This window comes from Erythrobacter sp. Dej080120_24, from assembly GCF_036322605.1.
GTDB lineage: Bacteria > Pseudomonadota > Alphaproteobacteria > Sphingomonadales > Sphingomonadaceae > Erythrobacter > Erythrobacter aurantius.
The window spans coordinates 1,316,543-1,333,660 of sequence record NZ_AP027262.1; the positions used below are offsets into that span (position 1 = coordinate 1,316,543).

The following is a 17,118-nucleotide window of genomic DNA, read 5'->3' on the forward strand; positions in this document are numbered from 1 at the left end:
TTAGCGCGCTTGCCTGATCTGCTGCACGCTGCAAGGTTTTGGCCATGATACCGGCGATTTTCGGATGCTCCGGCGCCCGCCTGACAGCGGATGAGCGCGATTTCTTCCGCGATGCGGATCCGGCGGGCTACATCCTGTTCGGGCGCAATTGCGAAGATCCGCAACAATTGCGGGCGTTAACCGATGAATTGCGCGCACTTCACGGGCGCGAGCGGCTGTTGATCTCGATCGATCAGGAAGGAGGGCGGGTAGCCCGCCTGCGCCCGCCACATTGGTCTGCCTATCCGGCGGGTGAGGCTTTCGACCGGTTGTACCGGCTTGCCCCGGCAAGTGCGATCGAGGCAGCGCGTGCCGGAGCCCACGCAATGGCGCTGGAACTTTCGGCCATGGGCATCACGGTGGATTATCATCCGCCGCTCGACCTGCGCCAAGCCGGTGCGCATGATGTAATCGGTGACCGATCGCTGGGGAGCGATCCTGTGCAGGTCGCGGCGATCGGGCGCGCAATTCTCGATGGTCTTGCTGCCGGAGGGGTGACCGGTTGCATCAAGCACATGCCCGGGCATGGCCGCAGCAAGGTCGACTCGCACAAGGAAATGCCCACGGTGCATGAAAGCGCACAGGAGCTTGAAGGCGACATCGCTCCGTTTCGTGCGCTGAATTCTGCATTGATCGGCATGACCGGGCATCTCAAATTCCCTGCGTGGGATGCAGATTGGCCCGCCACCTTGTCGCCTACAATCATAGGCAATGTCATTCGCGACCAGATCGGCTTTGACGGTCTGTTGCTGACGGATGACATCGATATGGAGGCGCTCGATGGCAGCATCCCAGAACGGGCGGTTCGCGCATTGGCTGCCGGTTGTGACATCATTCTGAATTGCTGGGCGAAAATGGATGACATGCAGGGCATTTGCGCTGCTGTCCCGGCGATTAGCGCAAAGGCCGCAGCCCGGTTGGAGCGCGCTCTCGCGCCAACGCGATTGGCCGATGCCATTTCTCCCGAGCAAGGGAAGTTGCTGGCCAAGCGGGATGCACTGCTGGCCCTTGAGGGAGAGGCCGCATGAATGCCGATCGCGACGACGGGTTCATGATATCCGGCGATGCCGCAGGTGCATCGGAGCCGACGGCAGAGCTTCCCGAGGGCTGGCTGGACGAAACCGGCAAGCAGGGCGCGAAACAAGGTGACGAGGCTCTTTACCTGGAGCTTGACGGGTGGGAAGGTCCGCTTGACCTGCTGCTCGATCTGGCGCGTCGGCAAAAGGTCGACCTGCGACAGATTTCGATCCTGGCGCTGGTTGATCAGTATCTCAATTACATTGAGCGCGCTCAGGATTTGCGGCTGGAACTGGCAGCCGATTACCTCGTGATGGCGGCATGGCTGGCGTACCTCAAATCGGCGTTGCTGCTGCCCAAGGACGAACAGGAAGACCCAAGTCCCGAAGAACTTGCCCTGCGTCTGCAATTGCGGTTGCAGCGGCTTGGGGCGATGCGCGAGGCCGCTGCGCGATTGATGGCGAGAGACCGGATCGGGCGCGATATCTTCCTGCGCGGCGCTCCGGAAGGGCTCAGGACGGATCGAAAAATCCTCTGGAAATCAGATGCCTATTCGTTGATTCAGGCGTATGGTCAGGTCAAGGCGCGGACGGCTCCTCGCATTTATCACGTTTCCGATCGCCCGGTTATGACGCTCGAAAGCGCGCTTGATCGGGTTTCGGCCATGCTTGGCGTGACCCTGGAATGGATGGAAATCCGCGATTTCCTGCCTCCGCACGCCAATCCTGCTCTGCGGCGTTCGGCACTTGCTTCCAGTTTTGTCGCGGCACTCGAACTGGCGAGGCTGGGTCGTGCGGAGATTGCTCAGGAAGAAGCCTTTGCGCCGCTGCGAATCCGTCGCCTGAAAGAGGGGGCATAAGATGACTGAAGAGGTGCACAAGGAGGCTGACGAGGTCGAGCGCGGGCTTGAAGCCACGTTGTTTGCCGCCGAGGAACCGCTAACCGTCGATCAGCTGGCAGCAAATCTCGGGGGTCTGGAAAAGGATCTCGTGCGGGATGGATTGGCAGCATTGCAGCAGCATTATTCGCGTCGCGGCGTCCAACTTGTCGAACGCGGTAAGCGGTGGCATTTCGAAACTGCCGCAGACATGGCGCATTTGCTTCGCCGCGAAAAAGAGCAGGTTCGTCGCCTCAGTCGCGCGGCGACCGAAGTGCTTGCGATCATTGCCTATCACGAACCCGTCAGCCGCGCGGAGATCGAATCCATCCGTGGGGTGCAGACAAGTTCCGGCACTCTCGATGTGTTGATGGAGGCCGGCTGGATCCGGCTGGCTGGTCGTCGGGAAGTCCCCGGCCGTCCTGTCATCTACGCGACCACTGCCGAATTCCTCGATCACTTCGGGCTTGCATCGCGTCGCGATTTGCCCGGCATCGACGAATTACGGGCGGCCGGGCTGCTGGATCCGGTGGACGAAGCGTTCGAGGAGGCGATGGCGGATTCCGGCAGCGCCGAGAGCGACGATGGCGATCACGATGAGCCCGATCCCGATCTGGAAGAAGATTCGGCGGATTGATCGTGTCCGTGATCTCAACGGTCACTGGCGCAGTCCTGTTATCATCCCTATATTGCCAGCCTCATCACCCGAAACGGGCAAACAAGAGAGAATTCGCATGGGCGGTATCGGTATCTGGCAAATCCTCATCGTGGCGATCGTGATCCTCGTCCTGTTCGGGCGTGGTCGGATTTCCGAAATGATGGGAGATTTCGGCAGGGGCATTTCGAGCTTCAAGAAGGGCATGAACGAGACCGAGGAAACCGTGTCATCGGCCAAGGCCCAGATAGAAGCGCCTGCAAAGGATGCTGCCTCAACGGAAGCCAAGACCGGCGAGAAAAGCGATAACCCCGGCTGATCGCAGAAAAACCCGCGCGGACAGTCGCGCGGCATGAAGGCACATCCATGTTCGACATTGGCGCCGCAGAACTGCTGGTAATCATCATCGTCGCGGTCATCGTGATCGGGCCGAAGGATATGCCGCTTGCCATGCGCACTGCCGGGCGCTGGATCGGCAAGGTGCGCAAGGTTTCCGCCCATTTCCGCACGGGTATCGATGCAATGGTGCGCGAGGCCGAACTGGAGGAAATGGAGAAGAAGTGGAAAGCGCAGAACGAGGAAATCATGCGCCGCACCGCCGCTTCGACCGAGGCTGAAAAGGGTGCGCCAGTTATGACGGGGCCACCTCCGGTCGGAGAAGTCGAAGGCGAACGCACCGACGGCGACGTCTCGGGCGACCAGGTCAAGGATACGCAATCCGGCGAGTCCGCAGCTTCCAAGTCCGATCAATAGGCGCCCTGCGATGGTATTCGAGATAAAGGACATCGACGAGACCCGCGCTCCGCTGCTCGATCACCTGATCGAACTGCGCACCCGTCTGGTGCGCTCGATCTTCGCGCTGCTGGTGGGTTTCGGGGTCTGTTTCTACTTCGCCGATCCTATTATCGGATTTCTCGTTCAGCCGCTTAAGGATGCCTTTCCTGAAGGCGAAGGCCAGCTGATCTTCACGAAGCTGCCTGAAGTTTTCTTCGTCGAATTGAAGGTCGGCCTGTTTGCCGGTTTCATGCTCAGCTTTCCGATCATCGCCAATCAGCTTTGGGCGTTTATCGCGCCGGGCCTGTACGCCAGCGAGAAGAAGGCATTTCTTCCGTTCCTGATTGCCACCCCGGTGCTGTTCCTTGGCGGCGCGGCATTGGCCTATTTCGTGGTTATGCCGACAGCGTTCAGGTGGTTTCTCGGTTTTGGCGGGACAGCAGGCGGGCTGGAGATTCAGGCGCTCCCCAGCGCCGGTGATTACCTCAGCCTGGTGATGCAGTTCATTCTCGCCTTCGGGCTGACCTTCCTGCTCCCTGTCTTGCTCATGCTGTTGCACCGCGCGGGTATCGTCAGTCGTGAACAACTGGTTGCTGCGCGCCGCTATGTCATCGTCGGCGTGGTAGCGCTGGCTGCTGTCGTCACACCTCCCGATCCGGGCAGCCAGATCATCCTCGCGATCCCCTTATTGCTGTTGTTCGAGGGATCGCTGGTGCTGATGCGGGTGCAAGAGCGGATGATGAAGCGGAAGGCATCCGATGCGGATGCAGCAAGCGCGGAACCCGAGACGGGAAGCGAATCGGGCTGAACAGCGCCGCTGTCCGGGCCGCCAATCTGCTGAATGTGAACCCCGGACAATAAAAAAGGGGCCCCGAACGGGACCCCTCTTCATGATCGCTGTATCAGCAGCTTACGGGCTGGCAGGCTCATCGTCGTCATCTGCGATGATGATGATGCCGCCGATCACGGCAGCAGCAGCCAGAACGGCAATCAGGATGCCCGAGCCGCCTTCAAGTTCACTTTCACCCGAAACCGGGGCGACCGAACGCTCAAATGCGGCTTCTGCGATAGCCGGCGAAGCTGCGAGCGAAACCGCCGCAGTTGCCAGAGCGAGGGTACGAATTTTCATTAATAGTCTCCTATGAGTCTTCTGCGATCAAACTCACCTGCTGCCTATGCCAGCAAGGCCAATGTGACAACCCCAAACCGAGGAAAAACATGCTCCGGGGTGTCGTCAGAACAGTTTTATTTCAACATTTTAAGCACGCCGTGGCTCACTTGCCTCACCTACCACACGGTCAGGAAGCGGATCGGAAAAAAACCTTTTGCGACCTGCCTGAGGCAAGCTGAGCCATACGAGCGATGGCTGGCGGGAAAACAACGGGCGACCGCCGTTACCCTTCGCGACCTTGCTAAGGCTTATGAGTGACCAAACTATGAAAATTCCGATGCGAATCAAGCGACTAGGTAGTCACACCTATCGCGATTGAACGCTATCCCGGCAGTGCCGTCATCACTCAGAGCGGAAATTGATCAATCCCGAGGTGCATAAACCCGCGTTCCGCCGACCCAGACTTCGCGAATCTCGGTTTCGCGAATTTCCGAAGGCGACGCGAGCAGGGGGTCCCGGTCGACAAACAGGAAATCGGCGCGTTCGCCTGGAATTAGGCGGCCAAACCTGCCGTCGGCAAAACCGGCGAAGGCTGCATCGGCGGTGAAGGCTGCAAACGCCTGCTCGCGGCTCACGGCCTCTTGCGCGCGCCAGCCGCCGAACGGCCGGCCATTGGCATCCGTGCGACTGATAGCCACCGCGACCCCGGCAAAGACATCTGCGGGTTCGACAGGAGCGTCCGAACCGAAGGCGAGTTTGCCGCCGACTTCCAGTACGCTGCGCCAGGCGTAGGCGCCGCCAAGCCGGTCTTCACCCAGCCGCGCCTCTGCCATGAACATGTCGCTGGTCTGGTGCAGCGGCTGCATCGACGCAATCACGCCATGATCGCCAAAGCGGGCAAGATCGTCGACATCGACGATCTGGGCGTGCTCGATCCGCCAGCGGCGATCCCCGGCGTAGGTTTCGGACAATTCCTCGATCGCCAGCAGGACTTCGGAATTGGCGGCATCGCCAATGGCATGCACGGCCGTCTGGAAATTGTCGAGCGCCGCACGGCTCATCCGGTTGCGCAATTGCGCCGGTGTCAGCAGCGGCAAACCGTGGGTGTTGGGCTCGTCCTCATACGGTTCCTTTAGATTCGCACCGCGCGAGCCGAGCGCCCCGTCGAGATAAAGCTTGATCCCGTTCAGACGCAGCCGATCCTCATAAAGCCACGGGGTCGGCCCGGTCCCGCCGATCAGTTCCATCGTCTCAAGCGAATTGGCGTAGGACATGATCCGGATACGCAGCGCGCCAACATCCCCTGCGCGGCGGAAGGTTTGCCAGTCCTCTATGGTGCTGCCCATGTCGGCGACAGCGGTGATGCCGTTGGCGAGCAACCGTTCTTGCGCCATCATCAGCGCAGCGTCGCGATCTTCAGGGCGCGGAGGCGGGATGGTGTCTGCCACGAGCGCTTCGGCATTGTCGACGAAAACACCGGTGGGATTGCCGTTGGCATCGCGGATGATGCGCCCGCCCGAAGGATCGGCTGTCTGCGCGGTTACTCCGGCTTGTTCCATCGCAAGACTGTTAGCCCAGGCGGCATGGCCATCGACACGTTGCAGCCAGACCGGGCGATCAGACACGATCGCGTCGAGTTCGGCCGCGGTCGGGAAACGGCCAAGGCCCCATTTCTCCTGATTCCAGCCGCGGCCGAGAATCCACGGGCGGCCCGCGTTTTCCTCGGCAAAAGCGGCGATCTTGGCCAGTGCCTCTTCAAGGCTGTTTGTTTCCGACAGATCGAGCGTCAGCGCGCCAAACCCGATCCCCATGACGTGGACATGCGCGTCGATCATGCCTGGCAGCATCACCTGCCCTGCGCCGTCGATGGCGAATTCGACACCCTCGGGCCGTGCTTCGCCGCGTTCGAGGGTGTGAGTGATCACGCCATCATCGTCGAACACCAGCTGGGTGAAACGCTTCACCTCGCCGTTTTCGTCAATGGTGATGCCATCGACGTTATAGACCAGCGTATCAGCCAGCGCAGGCGTGGCGATCAGCGCCGCCGATGCGGCGAGAAGGGTGCGGAACATGGGAAGCCTCATTTCGTGTCTTTCACCTTGGGAAGCCGGGTTATCAGCGCGCTGGTGTCGAGCCGATTCCCGCCCTGCGCCTGAACATCGGCATAAAATTGATCGACCAGCGCGGAAATCGGCGAAGACAGGCCGAGCCGCTTTGCTTCCTCCAGCGCATAGCCCAGATCCTTGCGCATCCAGTCGATCGCAAAGCCGAAATCGAACTTGTCCTGCACCATCGTCGCCCAGCGATTGTCCATCTGCCAGCTTTGCGCGGCTCCGCCGGAGATGGCCTGATAGGTCTTGTCGAGATCCAGACCCGCACCCTGTGCCAGCCGGATCGCTTCTGAGAGGCCGCCGAGCACTCCGGCGATGCACATCTGGTTTGCCATCTTGGCAGTCTGGCCAGCGCCGGTCGGGCCGACGTGGACGATGGATTTGGCATAGCAGTCCATCACCGGACGCGCGCGCTCGACCGCTTCCTCGCTGCCTCCGCACATGATCGCCAGCTGGCCGTTTTCGGCACCGGCCTGACCGCCGCTGACCGGAGCATCGACGAAACCGATGTCGAGATTGGCGCAGCGTTCCCCAACCGAACGGGCGATGTTGGCGGAAGTGGTGGTGTGGTCGACCAGCAGCGCGCCTTGTGGAAGCAGAGCGAGAACGCCGCTGTCGCCTTCAAGAACGGACAGCAGGTCTTCGTCATTGCCCACGCAGGTGAAAGCGACATCCGCACCCTCGGCCGCCTTGGCCGGAGTTTCGGCGAAGGCGATGGCAAGGTCTTCCTCACTCCACGTCGCCTGCCAATGCGCGGCGCGTTCTGGAGAGCGGTTATAGGCCGTTACCTTGTACCCTGCCTGTGCCAGATGGCCGGCCATCGGCCCGCCCATCACACCGAGCCCGATAAAGGCAATGTTGATTGGTTCTGTCATGGTTCGCTGCCCTAAAGCCTATTGCGCGTACTGCCAACGCCAAGGCTTATTACAGGGTGCAAGAAGTATTTCTTTGGTATCATGGCGGCGTTTCGAATTGCCCTTGCCGCTACGGGAGGCTAGCGCGGCGCGCATCATGACTGTGCCAGCTGCAAAACAAGCCTCGCCCGAGCAAGCCGTCGCTACTCCGGCCGATCTCACCATCGAAGACGTGCGTGCCGCTGCCGCACGTATCGAAGGCGCCGTGGTCAAGACGCCCATGATGCATTCGATCACGCTTTCGGAGATTACCGGGGCGGACATCTGGCTCAAGTTCGAGAATTTGCAGTTCACCGCCGCTTACAAGGAACGCGGTGCGCTCAACGCCTTGTTGCAGCTTACCGAGGATCAGAGGAAGCGCGGAGTTATCGCGGCATCGGCAGGCAATCACAGCCAGGGCCTTTCCTACCACGGCACCCGGTTGGGCGTGCCAGTCACCATCGTCATGCCCAAGACGACCCCGACGGTGAAGGTGATGCAGACCGAAAGCGTGGGCGGCAATGTTGTGCTCGAAGGCGAAACATTCGACGATGCGCATGCTCATGCACGGCTGCTCGAAAAGGAACGCGGCCTCACTTTCGTCCACCCGTTTGACGATCCCAAAATCGCCGCCGGGCAGGGCACGGTCGCTCTCGAAATGCTGGAGGTGAACCCCGATCTCGACTGCCTTGTTACACCCATCGGCGGCGGCGGGCTGATTTCGGGCATGGCGACGGTGGCGAAGGCGCTTAACCCGGACATGGAAGTGATCGGAGTCCAGGCTGCGCTCTTCCCCAGCATGTTCGCCAAGATCAAGGGCGAGGAACGCGATTGTGGCGGCGATACTCTTGCGGAAGGCATTGCAGTCAAGAAGCCGGGCGAATTCACCAGCAAGGTGATCGCCGAGCGGGTCGATGACATCCTGCTGGTTGATGAACCCGAGCTGGAAAAGGCAGTCGCGCTGCTGCTGCAAATCGAAAAGACCGTGGTCGAAGGGGCAGGCGCCGCCGGGCTTGCTGCCGTGCTGATGAACCCCGAACGGTTCGCCGGAAAGAAAGTCGGCCTGGTGCTGTGCGGGGGCAATATCGACACCCGGCTGCTCGCAAACGTGCTGCTGCGCGATCTTGCCCGACAGGGGAGGCTGGCACGGCTGCGCGTGACCTTGCAGGATCGCCCCGGCGCGCTGTTCAAGGTCATGCGGCTGTTTGACGCGCACAACGTCAACATCATTGAAATCTATCACCAGCGCATCTTCACGACGCTGCCGGCAAAGGGCCTGATCACGGATATCGAATGCGAGGCAAGAGATGCCGAACAGGTCGAACGTCTTGTCGAAGCGCTGCGCGAAGCCAATTACAATGTGCAGGTTGTCGAACTGAACTGATCCGGCGATTCGCGGCTTCGCTCGCGATTTTGCATGGGTCGTTAAGTGACTGACTGGAGGCTGTCCCACTTTCGGGCGTGCCGGGCCGGCTTTGCAAAACATTGCTCCGAAGCGGCGCAAGACTTTTGGCCATCTTGTGCAAAGTAACCCAAAATTCACCCTGTTTTGTGGTTAAGGGTCTTTTACCGCCGGAGGCAAAAAGGCATAAGAATGTCTTAACACGCGCCCAGACGATTCCCGTTCAAGAGGACCCAGCCAGACCCGTGACGGCTCCGATCCGCTTCCCCCGCTTCTTCGTGACGAGCCCTGCGCCGTGCCCGTATCTGCCCGGGCGCAGCGAAAGGAAGGTCTTTACCGAGCTGAAGGGGCCGCATGCAGATCAGTTGAACGAGGCGCTGGGCCGCATCGGTTTCCGCCGTAGTCAGACCGTCGCCTATCGTCCCAGCTGCCTCGATTGCCAGGCATGCGTTTCGGTTCGTGTGGTGGCGCGCGATTTCCGGCCGTCGGGCACGCAAAAGCGCGATCTCAAACGCAACAGCGATCTGATCGTTACCGAATGCCGCCCATGGGCGACCGACGAACAGTTTGAATTGTTGACCAAATATCTCGGTGTGCGTCATCCCGATGGCGGGATGTCGACCATGGATGAACTCGACTATGCCGACATGGTCGAACACACCCCGGTCACCAGCACCGTTGTGGAGTATCGCGAGCCGACGGAAAACGGGGAGCCGGGTCGCCTGGTTGGCGCCTGCCTGACTGATCGTCAGGGCGATGGCCTGTCGATGATCTATTCGTTCTACGATCCTGATCATGCCGAACGTGCGGGTCTGGGCAATTATATCATTCTCGATCACATCCGCCGTGCCGCTGAAGACGGCCTTCCCTATGTTTACCTGGGATATTGGGTGGATGGGTCGCCGCGCATGCAGTACAAAGTCCGCTACCGCCCGCTAGAACGATTGACGCGTGAGGGGTGGCAGCGAATGGACGATGCCGAACAAACCAAGCTTATCGCAGTCGCCACGGCTCCGCGCGATCGGACGAAAGGGAGTGTTGCGGGTGTCGGTGGCAAAGACGGACAGCCCGGCAAATTCCGTTCGAGCTGAGCGATTGCATTGGCCGAAGCTGGGACTGGCCCTCGCGGTCGGTGTGGCGATGTCCGGTTCGCCGGCATTCGCGCAATCGCTTGATGAGCTGATCCCGCAAAGCGCGGTCGAACGGCCAGAGGACTGGGCTGCGCAAGGTGCGCCAGAAACGCCGCAGCCACCCGCTGAAGATCCTCAGGAGCCTGCCGGATCTGATGAGCAAGTACCTGCGCCCACCGTCGTTCCCTCCGATCCGCTGTTTGATCTGAACGCTTCGCTGGACAATCTCTCGATCCCCGAAATTCCCGAGCTTGAACCCGATCCGGAGGCTCTGGCCTTTACCGAAATCGACGCTCCTGACCTGGTGGAACTGCCCGAACTCATAGAGGTTTCGCTCGGCGATGAACTTGTGCTGGCGTTTCCTGCGGATCGTTCGATCTTCCCTGAAGAGAGGGAGTTTGTGGAACGTTTCCGGGCGCTGTCCACGATCAAGGCGCTCGACAGCGGGCAGGAAACCGTGCCGCAACTGGCCGCGCGGGCGCGGTCTGACGAGCTGCTGCTGGACGATATCCTGCGCAACTACGGCTATTACGACGGCAGTGTTATCCGCCTCTTGTCCGGAGGACGGCGCGAACAGGCCCGCGTCGGAAGCGCAGTGGACAGCGATCCGCGGGTGCGTTTCGACATTATTCCGGGCGAGCGATACAGCTTTGGCAGGATTGATCTGGGTGCACTTGACCGTCTGCCCGATCCCGATGGCGCGCGGCTAAGGAGCGAATTCGGCATCGCGTCCGGCGATCCGCTCTACGCGGACAGGATTGTGGCGCAGCAGTTGAACCTGTCCGTCGCCTTGGGGGAAAACGGCTATCCCTTTGCGACGCTGGGGGAGCCGTCGCTGCTGGTCGATCATTCACGGCTTGAAGGCGATCTTGCCCTGCCGGTCGAACCGGGCGGCAAATTCGTCTTTGGCGACATCCTGAGCAATGATCCCGAATTCCTTTCCGGGCGGCATCTTGCCCGGATTGCCCGCTTTGATCCGGGTGAGACCTATCGCGAAAGCATGAAGGAAGACCTGCGGCGGGCCATTCTCGCCACAGGGCTGGTTTCCAGCGTCGCCATCGCCCCGCGCGAGGCAACCCCTCCCGAAGCAGGCGCGCCCGGCGAAGTCGCGCTTGACGTGACGCTTGAACGTGCGCCGCTGCGGACCATTTCGGGCGCTATCGGCTACGGTACCGAGGACGGCTTCAAGCTTGAAGCAGGATGGGAGCACCGCAATCTTTTCCCGCCCGAAGGATCGCTCCGGCTGCGCGGTATCATTGGCACGCGCGAGCAGCTGGCGAGCGTCACCTTTGCCCGCCGTAATTTCCGCCAGCGCGATCAGACCATCGGGATCGATGCCTATGCCAGCGATATCGAGACCGAGGCGGTGGATGCACGCACCATCGGCCTCAGGGCGGGGCTGGAGCGTGTGTCAAACCTGATCTTCCAGAAGCCGCTTGGATGGCAAGCCGGGTTTGAACTGCTTTACACCGATGAACGCAACCGCGTCATCGGCGGCATTCCTCGTCCCAGACAGACCTATCAGATCGCCGGTCTGTTCGGCAGCATGACGATTGACCGGAGCGATGACTTGCTTGACCCGACCAAGGGTTTCCGGATCACCGGTGTGGTTGCTCCCGAGGTTTCGCGCTCGCTTGGCGATGAAACCTACTATGTTCGCACCCGGATCGATGCGAGCATCTACCAGCCGTTCGGCGACAATGTCATAGCCGGGCGTATCGCCTTCGCCACCAATCAGGGGGCTGAACCATTCCAGTTGGCACCGTCTCGCCGGCTTTATGCAGGTGGTGGCGGATCGGTGCGCGGATACGGGTTCCAGAGCATTGGCCCGCTCAACGATTTCGGCGAACCGACAGGCGGCGGATCGCTGGTGGAGGCTGCGGTAGAAGCGCGCATCGAGACCGGATTGCTCGACGGAGCGGTGGAGGTCGTGCCGTTCTTCGATGTCGGTTCGGTGTCGCTCGGCTCAACCCCCGATTTCCGGTTTATCCAGTACGGCGCAGGCGTGGGCGTGCGGTACAAGACCAGCTTCGGTCCGATCCGCGTCGATGTTGGCGTTCCGCTCAATCCGGGCATGTTTGATGCTCCAGTGGTCGTCTATGTCAGCCTGGGGCAGGCGTTCTGATGAGCGAGCCGGAAACCATCATGACCGATACCGCCGATCAGCCGCAAGCCAAGCGTCGCTGGGCAAAGCGGCTGGGCTGGGCCATCGCGATTGTGATGGCGCCGTTGCTGCTGGCTGCGGCATTCCTTTCATCACCGATCGGCAAACGTTTCGTGGCAGACCAGATCGCGCAGGTTTCGCCTGCCTCAGGGCTGCGGTTCGAAGTGGGGCGGATCGAAGGCGATATTTACGGCTCCGCGATCCTGCACGACGTGGTGGTCAAAGACCCCAAGGGGACGTTCCTTACCATACCCGAAGTCGCGCTCGACTGGCGTCCGCTTGCTTGGCTGTGGAGCGGGCTCGATATCCGCGAGTTGTCAGCGCGTCGGGGCCGGTTGCAGCGCATACCCGAACTGCTGCCCGGCGATCCTGACGCCCCCATCCTGCCCGATTTCGACATTCGTGTGGACAAGCTGGCGATCGAAAACCTCACTCTACTCGAAGGTGTGGCGGGCGAAGTGGCTCAGCGCGTCGATTTCGATGCCAAGGTCGATATCGGTTCAGGCCGTGCATTGGTTGATGCGCAAGGCCGGTTCGGGCCTGAGGACCGGATCGATTTCCTGCTCGACGTGGAGCCGGATGGTGACAGGTTCGATCTGGCGCTGGACTACAAGGCCGCCGATGATGGCCCGATTGCGGCGATTGCCGGTCTGCGTGCCGCCTATGATGCGCGCATTCAGGGGCAGGGGACATGGTCACGCTGGTTGGGGCATGCGCTGGTCAAGCGAGAGGTGGCAGCTCCGGAAGATGGGGCGCGCCAACTCGCCAATGTGGCGGCTTTCCGCATAACCAATGCCAGCGGCAAATACGGCTTGCTGGGGCAGATCAAGCCAACCTTGTCCGATGGATCGATCCTTGATCGCGCGCTGGGGGATGCCGTTTCGATCGCCTTTTCCGGCACGCTGGAAGACAGCGTTCTCGACGGTCAGATGGCTGCGATTTCGGGCGCGCTTGATCTGCGTAGCGCGGGCGGGCTTGACCTCGCTGACAATGAGGCGGACGATCTGATCCTGCGCGCACGGCTGCGCGATCCTGATTTGCTCGGCAGTATTGCCCGGCTTGAGGACGCGCGGTTCGATGCAACCCTTGCGGGGCCATTCCGCGAGCTTGAGATCGAACACACATTGCTTGCCTCCGCGCTCGATGCTGATGGGGTGGCACGGCTCGAACGGCTTTCGCATGATGGCACGGCGAGCTTTGACGGGTCGACCCTGCGTGTGCCGCTCAACATCAGCGCGGGGCAGGTGATCACCGGTAATGACTATGCCGATCCCTTGCTCAAAAGCGGCACCCTGCGCGGCTTGTTGAGCTTTGATGGCAGGCGGCTGGAAGCCGACAATGCGCGCATCGCGTTTCCCGGCCTGTCCGGCGAATTGACCCTGCGCGGCGATACGGCGGCAGGGGCATATGCGCTGGCCGGACCGGTCACCGCGCGCGGGGTCGCCTTTCCCGACATCGGCAGAATCAATGCCAATTCCAAGATCCTGCTGAAGTTCGGTTCCGGCTTTCCATGGAGCTTGCGCGCCAACCTGTCGGGTGTCCTGACCGAAATCACGAATGAAAGTGTGGTGACGGTGGCGGGCGACCCGTTGCGGTTTGACGGCAGCCTTGGCGTTGGCGGCGGGGAGCCGCTGGTATTGCGCGATGTGGTGCTTGCCAGCGATCGGCTTGATGCCCGGCTGGACAGCAGGATCGTCGAGGGGCGCACGACCTTGGCGGGAAGCGGCAGCCACCAGCAATACGGCCCCTTCACCTTCGACGCGGAGATCGCTGGCGATGGCCCAAGAGCGCAGCTTGTGCTTGCCGATCCGCTTCCGGCGGCCGGTCTCTCGGATGTCAGGGTCGGGATCGCCCCGCAGGGTGACGGCTTTGCTATAGATGTAGCCGGTGGATCGACCCTTGGGCCATTCGAGGGGCAGCTCGGGCTGTATCTTCCAGCTGACGCGCCCACGCGCATCGATATTGCGAGTTTGAAGGTGTTTCGCACCAATGTCGCGGGGGAACTGCTGCTGCGCGAAGCTGGCATAGCGGGTGATCTCGCCCTGAGCGGCGGCGGGCTCAACGGCACCATTCGGATCGCCCCTGCCTCGGGCGGAGGGCAGCGGCTGGATGCTGATATCAGGGCGAACCAGGCACGCTTTGGCGGAGAGACAGAGATTGCCATCGCCAGCGCGGATATCCGGGCACAGGGACGCTTCGGGGCAGGTGCAACCACCATCGATGCCGACATCGCCGGCGAGGGGTTGCAATACGGGGCACTGGAAATCGCCAGTTTCGCTGCCGAAGCCGCGATTGTTGACGGGCGCGGCGATGTTACGGCTTCGATCGCGGGGCGGCGCGAGGAACGCTTCGCGCTTAAACTGGATGGCGATTTCGCCCCCGGCCGGATCGCGTTGATTGCGCAAGGCGAATACGGCGGCAGGCGGATCACCATGCCGCGCCGCGCGGTTCTGACCTCGCTTGAGGATGGCGGATATCGCCTCGCGCCGACACAGATCAGCTTTGCGCGGGGCCATACCATCATTGAAGGAAGCTTCGGGGGTGATCGGACCGAGCTGGAGGCAAGGCTGGCGAGCATGCCCTTGCAGCTGACGGACCTTGCCGGGGCTGAGCTGGGGCTAGGCGGGAGGTTGTCCGGCATACTCACCTGGAATCAGCGCGATGGCGCAGCGCCCACCGGTAGTGCGCGTGTGCGGGTCGAAGGCTTCCGCCGCTCGGGACTTGTGCTCTCGTCGCGCCCTGTCGAAGTCTTCGCCGTTGTCGATCTTGGCCCGGATGCGCTCGCGATTGGCGCGCGCCTGCGCGAAGACGAAACGCCACTCGGACGCCTTGAGGCGCGGATCACCCGGCTGGGCGCAGGCGATGATCTGGCGCAACGGATCAGGCGCGGGCGGCTTGATGCAAGGCTCGATTACGAAGGATCGGCGCAAGCCCTGTGGCGGCTCGCCGCGATCGAGACATTCGACATCACCGGGCCGCTTGATCTGACGGCCAGCGCGACCGGCACGCTGGAAGCGCCGCGGATATCGGGCAATCTCGCCAGCGATGCGCTCAGGCTGCAAAGCTCGATCTCGGGAACCGATATCGACGGCATCACGCTGCGCGGGCGGTTTGCCGGATCGCGGCTCGAACTCACCCGCTTCTCCGGCACGACACGCGGCAATGGCTCGGTAACGGGCAGCGGCTTTGTCGATCTTGCGGACATCTCGGCAAGCCGGGGGCCGAAGATCGACATCCGCGCTGCAGCCCGGAACGCCAGGCTGCTCAATGCCAATGGCCTCGATGCGACGATCACCGGGCCGCTGCGCATTGTCTCCGACGGTTCGGGCGGCGCCATTGCCGGCCGTGTCCGGGTTGGCCGGGCCAGCTGGGCGCTCGGCGTGGCGGAGGAGGACATGCGCCTGCCCACGATCGCCACGCGCGAGATCGGCCGCGCCGACCGGATCGAGGTGGAGCGCGCCACTGCCACCAGCGCCTGGCGCTATCTCGTCGATGCCACCGCGCCCAGCCGCGTTGCCGTCGACGGGCTCGGACTCGACAGTGAATGGGGCATCGATATTGCCCTGCGCGGCACTGTCGACGATCCGCGTATCGGCGGGGAGGCCCGGCTGGTGCGCGGCGATTACACCTTTGCCGGAACCCGCTTCGAACTGACCCGTGGGCGGATCGCCTTCGACGAGAGCCGCGCCATCGATCCGCGCCTCGACATCGAAGCCGAAGCCAGCGCCAACGGCACCGACGTATCCATCGACATCACCGGCAATGCCCAATCACCGATGATCGCCTTTTCCTCCACCCCCGCCTTGCCCGAGGAGGAGATCCTTGCGCGCCTGCTGTTCGGCGGTTCGGTCACCTCGCTTTCCGCCACCGACGCGGTGCAGCTTGGTGCCGCGCTGGCCGCGCTTCAGGGTGGCGGAGCCGGGCTCGACCCGATCGGGCAGCTGAGGCGCTCGATCGGGCTGGACCAGCTTCGCATCGTCAGCGCCGATCCCGCGCTGGGCCGGGGGACCGGGGTAGCGCTGGGCAAGAACCTGGGCCGCCGGTTCTACATCGAACTGGTGACGGACGGACAAGGCTACAGCGCCACGCAGGTCGAATACCGCATCACACGCTGGCTCGCGCTGCTGGGCACGGTGACAACCATCGGGCGCGACAGCGTGCTGGCGGAGATCAGCCGCGATTACTGAGCCGAATGGTATAGCTTTGCCTCCTCCGCCCGACGCCGAACCAGCCCTTTGAGTACACGCCCGCCCGCACGGTTCCAGCGGGCGAACTCGGATGTGGCCCCGGCATAGTCGCCCGCCCGGTGCTTCCGCGTCAGCGTGGCTCGGGCAATCGCGCCGGTGTTGTAGTGGAAGCTGACGAGTGCATCGAACTGTGCCTGCGTGGTGGGCGCATCGCCGATTGCGCGCTCCACTTCGGCAGCATACCGCGCAAGATCGTCCACCAGCCGTTCGTCGCATTGCTCCTGCGTCCATACGGTCTCCGCCGTGACAAAGCCGAACAGCCCGCCGCGCGTCGCGCCCCAGCCGATCGTCCACGGCGCATCGCCCGTGCCGGGATCGGGATAGGCCTCCACCAGCCCGTCACGCCGCAGCCGGGCGCAACCTTCGAACCGCTTGATCAGGGCAATTCCGGGATCACCGACGGTGCGCGGAGATTGTGTCCGGTTGCGCTCGCTTCGGCGTATGTGAGGCACGCTTGGAACACATGGAACACTGTCCAAGGGTAAAAAAGCCGGAGTGTCACCTTTGGCGCCGAAAGTGTCACCTTCCGGCAGCAGGACGGGATCGAGCGCCTGATGCAGCGCGTCGGCTTCGGCAGGGCGGAAACCACGGCCAAGCATGCGGCGCACGGCATCGAAAACGGGTTTGCGGGTGGGGGAAGGGGTATCAGTCATCGGTATCAGCCTCGAAAAAAGGGGGAACGAGGCCCACTGATTAGG

Annotated in this window: 14 protein-coding genes; 10 read left to right on the plus strand and 4 right to left on the minus strand. The window is 62.1% G+C overall.

Annotated features, from left to right (window positions below; genetic code table 11):
• The first annotated feature begins 44 nt into the window (after positions 1–44).
• The 6 genes from nagZ to tatC all read left to right on the plus strand — a co-directional run bounded on the left by nagZ (position 45) and on the right by tatC (position 4,170).
• Positions 45–1,067, plus strand: coding sequence for a beta-N-acetylhexosaminidase (gene nagZ, locus AABA34_RS06250; protein ID WP_338304368.1), 1,023 nt, complete (start codon positions 45–47; stop codon positions 1,065–1,067).
• On the plus strand, positions 1,064–1,915 hold the full coding sequence (locus AABA34_RS06255; protein WP_338304369.1) for a segregation and condensation protein A: 852 nt from the start codon (positions 1,064–1,066) through the stop codon (positions 1,913–1,915). The genes nagZ and AABA34_RS06255 overlap by 4 nt, the downstream gene beginning before the upstream one ends.
• A 1-nt stretch (position 1,916) precedes the next feature.
• Positions 1,917–2,570 (plus strand): SMC-Scp complex subunit ScpB, encoded by a 654-nt coding sequence (gene scpB / locus AABA34_RS06260; protein ID WP_338304370.1) that lies wholly within the window; start codon positions 1,917–1,919, stop codon positions 2,568–2,570.
• Positions 2,571–2,667: 97 nt separating this feature from the next.
• The gene (tatA, locus tag AABA34_RS06265; protein WP_252260447.1) at positions 2,668–2,907 is read left to right on the plus strand and encodes a twin-arginine translocase TatA/TatE family subunit; all 240 of its coding nucleotides are present in this window, start codon (positions 2,668–2,670) and stop codon (positions 2,905–2,907) included.
• A gap of 47 nt (positions 2,908–2,954) precedes the next feature.
• Complete coding sequence (gene tatB, locus AABA34_RS06270; RefSeq protein ID WP_338304371.1) at positions 2,955–3,341, plus strand: Sec-independent protein translocase protein TatB; 387 nt, start codon at positions 2,955–2,957, stop codon at positions 3,339–3,341.
• A 10-nt stretch (positions 3,342–3,351) separates the two neighbouring features.
• Complete coding sequence (gene tatC, locus AABA34_RS06275; protein WP_338304372.1) at positions 3,352–4,170, plus strand: twin-arginine translocase subunit TatC; 819 nt, start codon at positions 3,352–3,354, stop codon at positions 4,168–4,170.
• A 102-nt stretch (positions 4,171–4,272) separates the two neighbouring features.
• On the opposite strand, the gene AABA34_RS06280 is transcribed toward tatC, so the two are convergent.
• The 3 genes from AABA34_RS06280 to AABA34_RS06290 all read right to left on the minus strand — a co-directional run bounded on the left by AABA34_RS06280 (position 4,273) and on the right by AABA34_RS06290 (position 7,459).
• Positions 4,273–4,491 (minus strand): hypothetical protein, encoded by a 219-nt coding sequence (locus AABA34_RS06280; RefSeq protein ID WP_034952390.1) that lies wholly within the window; start codon positions 4,489–4,491, stop codon positions 4,273–4,275.
• 404 nt (positions 4,492–4,895) lie between these two features.
• Complete coding sequence (locus AABA34_RS06285; protein ID WP_338304373.1) at positions 4,896–6,545, minus strand: amidohydrolase; 1,650 nt, start codon at positions 6,543–6,545, stop codon at positions 4,896–4,898.
• An 8-nt stretch (positions 6,546–6,553) separates the two neighbouring features.
• Positions 6,554–7,459, minus strand: a complete 906-nt coding sequence (locus AABA34_RS06290; RefSeq protein ID WP_338304374.1) for an NAD(P)-dependent oxidoreductase — start codon at positions 7,457–7,459, stop codon at positions 6,554–6,556.
• Between the two features lie 136 nt (positions 7,460–7,595).
• Here AABA34_RS06290 and AABA34_RS06295 point away from each other — a divergent pair, with 136 nt between their 5' ends.
• The 4 genes from AABA34_RS06295 (at position 7,596) to AABA34_RS06310 (ending at position 16,360) form a co-directional block, all read left to right on the plus strand.
• Positions 7,596–8,861, plus strand: coding sequence for a threonine ammonia-lyase (locus AABA34_RS06295; protein ID WP_338304375.1), 1,266 nt, complete (start codon positions 7,596–7,598; stop codon positions 8,859–8,861).
• Positions 8,862–9,124: 263 nt separating this feature from the next.
• On the plus strand, positions 9,125–9,970 hold the full coding sequence (locus tag AABA34_RS06300; protein ID WP_338304376.1) for an arginyltransferase: 846 nt from the start codon (positions 9,125–9,127) through the stop codon (positions 9,968–9,970).
• Between the two features lie 49 nt (positions 9,971–10,019).
• Positions 10,020–12,134, plus strand: a complete 2,115-nt coding sequence (locus AABA34_RS06305; RefSeq protein WP_338304377.1) for an autotransporter assembly complex protein TamA — start codon at positions 10,020–10,022, stop codon at positions 12,132–12,134.
• Complete coding sequence (locus AABA34_RS06310; protein WP_338304378.1) at positions 12,134–16,360, plus strand: translocation/assembly module TamB domain-containing protein; 4,227 nt, start codon at positions 12,134–12,136, stop codon at positions 16,358–16,360. Before AABA34_RS06305 ends, AABA34_RS06310 begins: the two co-directional genes overlap by 1 nt.
• On the opposite strand, the gene AABA34_RS06315 is transcribed toward AABA34_RS06310, so the two are convergent.
• Positions 16,354–17,073: a lysozyme gene (locus AABA34_RS06315; protein WP_338304379.1), complete on the minus strand. Its 720-nt coding sequence runs from the start codon at positions 17,071–17,073 to the stop codon at positions 16,354–16,356. The genes AABA34_RS06310 and AABA34_RS06315 overlap by 7 nt on opposite strands.
• Between the last annotated feature and the right edge of the window lie 45 nt (positions 17,074–17,118).

What these genes read in the sequence shown, in the direction of transcription:
- nagZ (WP_338304368.1), top strand. Translation starts at nt 45, where the DNA reads ATGATACCGGCGATTTTCGGATGCTCCGGCGCCCGCCTGACAGCGGAT.
- AABA34_RS06255 (WP_338304369.1), top strand. Translation starts at nt 1,064, where the DNA reads ATGAATGCCGATCGCGACGACGGGTTCATGATATCCGGCGATGCCGCA.
- scpB (WP_338304370.1), top strand. Translation starts at nt 1,917, where the DNA reads ATGACTGAAGAGGTGCACAAGGAGGCTGACGAGGTCGAGCGCGGGCTT.
- tatA (WP_252260447.1), top strand. Translation starts at nt 2,668, where the DNA reads ATGGGCGGTATCGGTATCTGGCAAATCCTCATCGTGGCGATCGTGATC.
- tatB (WP_338304371.1), top strand. Translation starts at nt 2,955, where the DNA reads ATGTTCGACATTGGCGCCGCAGAACTGCTGGTAATCATCATCGTCGCG.
- tatC (WP_338304372.1), top strand. Translation starts at nt 3,352, where the DNA reads ATGGTATTCGAGATAAAGGACATCGACGAGACCCGCGCTCCGCTGCTC.
- AABA34_RS06280 (WP_034952390.1), bottom strand. Translation starts at nt 4,491, where the DNA reads ATGAAAATTCGTACCCTCGCTCTGGCAACTGCGGCGGTTTCGCTCGCA.
- AABA34_RS06285 (WP_338304373.1), bottom strand. Translation starts at nt 6,545, where the DNA reads ATGTTCCGCACCCTTCTCGCCGCATCGGCGGCGCTGATCGCCACGCCT.
- AABA34_RS06290 (WP_338304374.1), bottom strand. Translation starts at nt 7,459, where the DNA reads ATGACAGAACCAATCAACATTGCCTTTATCGGGCTCGGTGTGATGGGC.
- AABA34_RS06295 (WP_338304375.1), top strand. Translation starts at nt 7,596, where the DNA reads ATGACTGTGCCAGCTGCAAAACAAGCCTCGCCCGAGCAAGCCGTCGCT.
- AABA34_RS06305 (WP_338304377.1), top strand. Translation starts at nt 10,020, where the DNA reads ATGTCCGGTTCGCCGGCATTCGCGCAATCGCTTGATGAGCTGATCCCG.
- AABA34_RS06310 (WP_338304378.1), top strand. Translation starts at nt 12,134, where the DNA reads ATGAGCGAGCCGGAAACCATCATGACCGATACCGCCGATCAGCCGCAA.
- AABA34_RS06315 (WP_338304379.1), bottom strand. Translation starts at nt 17,073, where the DNA reads ATGACTGATACCCCTTCCCCCACCCGCAAACCCGTTTTCGATGCCGTG.